This is a genomic window from Pseudomonas sp. SH10-3B, assembly GCF_019891415.1.
In the GTDB taxonomy this organism is placed as follows: domain Bacteria; phylum Pseudomonadota; class Gammaproteobacteria; order Pseudomonadales; family Pseudomonadaceae; genus Aquipseudomonas.
On sequence record NZ_JAFLXD010000099.1, the window covers coordinates 1 to 4,588 of the forward strand.

The following is a 4,588-nucleotide window of genomic DNA, read 5'->3' on the forward strand; positions in this document are numbered from 1 at the left end:
GTTTTTCGCGAGCAAGCTCGCTCCTACAGGAGGCGATGTACGCTTAACTGACTGGCATCAGGGCAAGCCCCCTTCCACATTTGGATTGGGGGTCAATTCAAGACTTCACTCAGAGGGATGAAATTGACTCGATCGCCGATGTCCAGCGTCGTCCCTTCCAACACCTCCACAAACCCCTCCGCCCATGCCGCGCTGCGCAGCACGCCGGAGCTCTGGTTGCGGTAGATGATCGCCTTGCCCTGTTCGATGCGCCCGCGCAGATACTCGCGGCGGTTGCCCGGCTTGGGCCAGGTGAACCCCACCGGCACTTCGAAGCGCAGTGGCTCCACGTCTGCCACCCCTTGGCGGCGCAGCAAGTACGGACGCGCCAACAGCGCAAAGGTCACCAGGGTCGAGGCCGGGTTGCCTGGCAGGCCGATCACTGGCACGCCACGGAAGTGGCCAAAGGTCAGGGGTTTGCCCGGCTTGATCGCCAGCTTCCACAACGCCAGTTCACCCTCTTCGCGCAGGGCGATACCGAGGAAGTCCGCCTCGCCCACCGACACACCGCCGGTGGACAAAATCAGATCAACCGCACTCAAGCCTGCCAGTCGGGAACGGGTCTGCTCCAGGTCATCCGGCAGGATGCCGGCGTCGATGACTTCGCAGCCCATGCGCTCAAGCCAGGAACACAACACGCGGCGGTTGCTGTTGTAGATCTGGCCCGGACCGAGCGGCAAACCGGGTTCGATCAGTTCATCGCCGGTGGACAACACAGCCACACGCGGGCGGCGGATCACGTCCAGTCGATCACGGCCGAGGGAAGCCGCCAGGCCCAGCTCGATCGGGCCCAGGCGCGTACCGGCCGTGAGCACCAACTCGCCGACGGTGGTTTCCTGGCCCTGGGGGCGAATGTTCTGGCCAAGGTGCAACGGCTCGGCAAAGCTCACGCGCTCATCGGCGTGGACGATAGCGTTTTCCTGCATTTCCACGCAGTCCGCGCCTTCCGGCACCGGCGCCCCGGTGAAGATGCGCGCACAGGTTCCAGACGCCAGCGGCTGCGGCGCCTGGCCGGCGAAGATGCGTTGGCTGACGGGCAGCGGCTCACCGGTCCAATCCGCCAGGCGCACGGCGTAACCGTCCATGGCGCTGTTGGGCCAGGGCGGCAGGTCGAGGGTGGAGACCAGGTCCTGGGCCAATACCCGGCCATCGCACTCGGCCAGCGACAGCACCTGCTGCTCGCGGATCGGCGCGGCTTCGGCCATCGCCAGCAGTTGTTGCAGGGCTTGTTCTACCGGCATCAGGGCGCCGGTCTTGCCGGGCTTACCCACGGGATTCACAGGGTTCGGCCAGCTTCAGGTGCGGTACGAAGTTGCACGGACGGTGACGGTTATCCAGTTGCTCGGCGAGGATGCCATCCCAACCGGTGCGCACCGCATTGGTGGAGCCCGGCAGGCAGCACACCAGGGTGCCGTTGGCCAGGCCGGCCAAGGCGCGGGATTGCACGGTGGAGGTGCCGATGTCGGCCACGGAGATCTGGCGGAACAGTTCGCCAAAACCGTCGACCTGTTTGTCGAGCAGGCAGCTGACCGCTTCGGGGGTGCTGTCGCGGCCGGTGAAGCCGGTGCCGCCGGTGATCAACACCACTTGCACCACGTCTTCGGCAATCCAGTGGGCGACTTGGGCGCGGATCTTGTAGAGGTCGTCCTTGAGCAGCACGCGCTCGGCCAGGTTGTGGCCGGCGGCGGTGAGGCGGTCGACGAAGACCTGGCCCGAGGTGTCGGTGTCCAGGGTGCGGGTGTCGCTGACGGTCAATACAGCGATATTCAGGGGTACGAAGGGTGCATCGGCCTTGGCTTTCATGGCACGGTCCGGTTGTCGAAGGAACAGCCCGATGTTATATCACAGGCCCCTGTTCAGCTGCCTGCGCGGAACCCACATGCCACTCGATTCAATGCCCCTGCCCTGTTCGATCCTGCTGTTGGCCGGTGGCCGCGGCCAGCGCATGGGCGGCCAGGATAAAGGCCTGCTGGACTGGCACGGCCTGCCCTTGATCGCGCACTTGCAGCGCCTGGCGCGGCCATTGACCGATGACCTGATCATTTCGTGCAACCGCAACCAGGCGCAGTACGCCCCCTATGCCGACCAGTTGGTGAGCGACGACAGCCCGGATTTTCCCGGGCCACTGGCCGGTATCCGCGCGGGACTGGCCGCCGCGCGCCATGAGCACCTGCTGATCCTGCCGTGCGATGTGCCACACATCGACGCCCGACTGCTCGCCGACCTGCGTGAAACCGCGCAACGCAATCCCTTGTTGCCAGTGATGGTGCGCCACGGTGAATTCTGGGAACCCTTGATCTGCATCATCCCCACCTGCCTGCAAGCCGAGGTAGAACGGGCCTGGCATGCCGGTGAACGCAGCCCCCGAAAGATCCTCCTGCAATTGGGCGGCGTGGGCCTGGAATGCCCTGCCGATGACCCGCGCCTGGCCAACCTGAATACACCAGAGCTGTTGCGCCCAAGGTCTGACGTGTCAGAATGAACCTTCGCACAAGGAACTTTGGCGACGTCTTACGCGTCACAAGGTCAGCAATCAAAAAGTATTCTCTCGGAGACAACACCCATGACTCAACGGACCATCGCCGCTCTCATGCTTGCACTGGGCCTGGCTACCCTCGCCGGTTGCGCCTCGCCGACAGTGATCACCCTGAATGACGGTCGCGAAATCCAGGCCGTCGACACCCCGAAATACAACGAAGATTCGGGTTTCTACGAATTCGAACAGCTTGACGGCAAGCGTACCCGCATCAACAAAGATCAGGTTCGCACCGTTAAAGACCTGTAAGTCTTAGCGCTTGCACACAAGGCCCGCCTCGCGCGGGCCTTGTCGTTTCCGGGGGTTACCAGTCGAGGGTGATCTGGCTGCGGAAATGGCGTTCCTCACCGGTGACGGGGTCGATAAACCGCACGCCCTGGGCCAGCAGCTTGAGGGGATTGGCGTAATCGTCGACCGCATCCTTGATCACGTCCGGGTAGAACGGGTCGTTGCAGATGCTCGCCCCCAGCGCGGTCATGTGCACGCGCAGCTGGTGCTTCTTGCCGGTCACGGGAAACAGGCCGTAGCGCCATAAGTCGCCGTTCTTTTCGCGCACCTCCACGGCTGTTTCGGTGTTGCTGGCGCCAGAGCCTTCCTGCATGCGGAAGAACGGTTCGCCATCCACCAGGCGGCTTTTGTGCACCAACGGGAACGTCAGCCCGGGTAAGGCCGGGGCAATGGCTTCGTAGAATTTATCGATCTGGCGCGTGGGAAACAGCTGCTGATAGGCCGAACGGCTGGCCGGGTTGGCCGAGAACAGCACCAGCCCGGCGGTATGCCGGTCGATGCGGTGCAGGGGCACCAGCGCCGGGTTGTCCAGGCGGCGAATCAGGCGGCGCAACAGGGTTTGCTCGACGTACTCGCCGGCCGGGGTCACGGGCAGGAAGTGAGGTTTGTCCGCCACTACCAGATGCTCGTCGGCGTAGAGGATGGTTTCCTGCACCGGGATGACTTTTTCGTTGGGTACTTCACGAAAGTAATAGATGCACAGGCCTTCCTTGTAGGCCAGGTCCTGGGAGATCGGGCTGCCATGGATGTCCAGCACGCGCCCGCGGGCGATGCGGTCCAGCCAGTGTTCGCGACTGATCGCCGCAAAGTGCTCACACAGGCACTCCAGCACCGTCGCCCAGGGGCCCGGTGGCAGGTACAAGGTGCTGGCTTGGTGCTGGGACGCGGAAAAACCGGATGTGGACATGAAGTGCTCAAAGCCTGGAAAAACAGGCGAGCATTATCCCGCATGAAGCGGGACTCGGCCTAGGGCCGATCTCAGGCCTTGGCCAATTCCGCGCGCAGGATCGGCGAAGCACTCGCCGCCTCGGTGAACTCCTTGAGCCAGCGCAGCACGTCCACCGCTTCCCAGCGCCCAGGATCGTAAAGCGCGTACAACAGGCCTTGATAACCCACCACATCGAGCTGCTTGTGATAACCGGCGCGCTGGAACAACGCCTCGATCTCGGCAAAGCAGGTATTGAAATGCACTTTGTTAAACGGCGTCTTGCCTTCCGTGACCAGGCCGTCGAGGCGCAGCTCGTTCACCGCGTCGCGCACGACATCGGCAGACATGCGATTGACGCTGCTTTTCAGTTGTTCAACATTCACCACGGGCGTTCCCTCTACTCAATCGCTGTACAAACATACAGTAACGTAATATTCGGAAACTCGCCATCGCATAAACGTCAGAGCAGGAAGGCGACAACCTGATCAGTGTCGAAAGGCCAATCCAGTTCAGCGCCGGTATCTACCCGGCGAAGCACCGGAATCCTTAGGCCGTAGTCGTCGGTCAGGTCTTCGGGGTCGGTGATATCAACCAACTCAACCAACAACCCACGTTCGACGAGCGGCATGATTTCGGCTTCGGCAATTTCACACAGATGGCAACCCAGGGTGCCGAACAGCTGGCATTCAGGAAGCATGACGAATGAACCTGATCAGTAAATAGACGAGCATTCTAAGCCTGACAAAAACCTGTGGCGAGTGGGCTTGTTGTGGCGAGCGGGCTTGCCCCGCGTTGGG

7 protein-coding genes are annotated in these 4,588 nt (G+C 62.5%); 2 read left to right on the forward strand and 5 right to left on the reverse strand.

Translation table 11 applies throughout. The features are described from left to right. Positions 1-92 precede the first annotated feature (92 nt). Together glp and moaB are read right to left on the reverse strand one after the other, a co-directional pair. Complete coding sequence (glp, locus tag J1G35_RS30400) at positions 93-1,319, reverse strand: gephyrin-like molybdotransferase Glp (protein WP_223016847.1); 1,227 nt, start codon at positions 1,317-1,319, stop codon at positions 93-95. Then, a complete protein-coding gene (gene moaB / locus J1G35_RS30405) occupies positions 1,303-1,842 on the reverse strand; it encodes a molybdenum cofactor biosynthesis protein B (protein ID WP_131699497.1) in 540 nt (179 codons plus the stop codon). The genes glp and moaB overlap by 17 nt, the downstream gene beginning before the upstream one ends. 76 nt (positions 1,843-1,918) lie before the next feature. On the opposite strand from moaB, the gene mobA reads away from it, so the two are divergent. Further along, positions 1,919-2,521: a molybdenum cofactor guanylyltransferase MobA gene (mobA, locus tag J1G35_RS30410; protein ID WP_223016848.1), complete on the forward strand. Its 603-nt coding sequence runs from the start codon at positions 1,919-1,921 to the stop codon at positions 2,519-2,521. Positions 2,522-2,602: 81 nt separating this feature from the next. Further along, positions 2,603-2,824, forward strand: a complete 222-nt coding sequence (locus tag J1G35_RS30415; RefSeq protein WP_010211805.1) for a YgdI/YgdR family lipoprotein — start codon at positions 2,603-2,605, stop codon at positions 2,822-2,824. A 55-nt stretch (positions 2,825-2,879) separates the two neighbouring features. On the opposite strand, the gene J1G35_RS30420 is transcribed toward J1G35_RS30415, so the two are convergent. The 3 genes from J1G35_RS30420 to J1G35_RS30430 all read right to left on the reverse strand — a co-directional run bounded on the left by J1G35_RS30420 (position 2,880) and on the right by J1G35_RS30430 (position 4,488). Continuing rightward, positions 2,880-3,770: a pseudouridine synthase gene (locus tag J1G35_RS30420; protein WP_223016849.1), complete on the reverse strand. Its 891-nt coding sequence runs from the start codon at positions 3,768-3,770 to the stop codon at positions 2,880-2,882. Positions 3,771-3,841: 71 nt separating this feature from the next. Then, entirely contained in the window at positions 3,842-4,177 is a 336-nt protein-coding gene (locus J1G35_RS30425) for a hypothetical protein (RefSeq protein ID WP_010565034.1), read from the reverse strand. A 74-nt stretch (positions 4,178-4,251) separates the two neighbouring features. Further along, entirely contained in the window at positions 4,252-4,488 is a 237-nt protein-coding gene (locus tag J1G35_RS30430) for a glutaredoxin family protein (RefSeq protein ID WP_053130624.1), read from the reverse strand. Positions 4,489-4,588: the final 100 nt, after the last annotated feature.

Coding starts and splice junctions, on each gene's coding strand:
- moaB (WP_131699497.1), bottom strand. CDS start 1,842: ATGAAAGCCAAGGCCGATGCACCCTTCGTACCCCTGAATATCGCTGTA.
- mobA (WP_223016848.1), top strand. CDS start 1,919: ATGCCACTCGATTCAATGCCCCTGCCCTGTTCGATCCTGCTGTTGGCC.
- J1G35_RS30415 (WP_010211805.1), top strand. CDS start 2,603: ATGACTCAACGGACCATCGCCGCTCTCATGCTTGCACTGGGCCTGGCT.
- J1G35_RS30420 (WP_223016849.1), bottom strand. CDS start 3,770: ATGTCCACATCCGGTTTTTCCGCGTCCCAGCACCAAGCCAGCACCTTG.
- J1G35_RS30430 (WP_053130624.1), bottom strand. CDS start 4,488: ATGCTTCCTGAATGCCAGCTGTTCGGCACCCTGGGTTGCCATCTGTGT.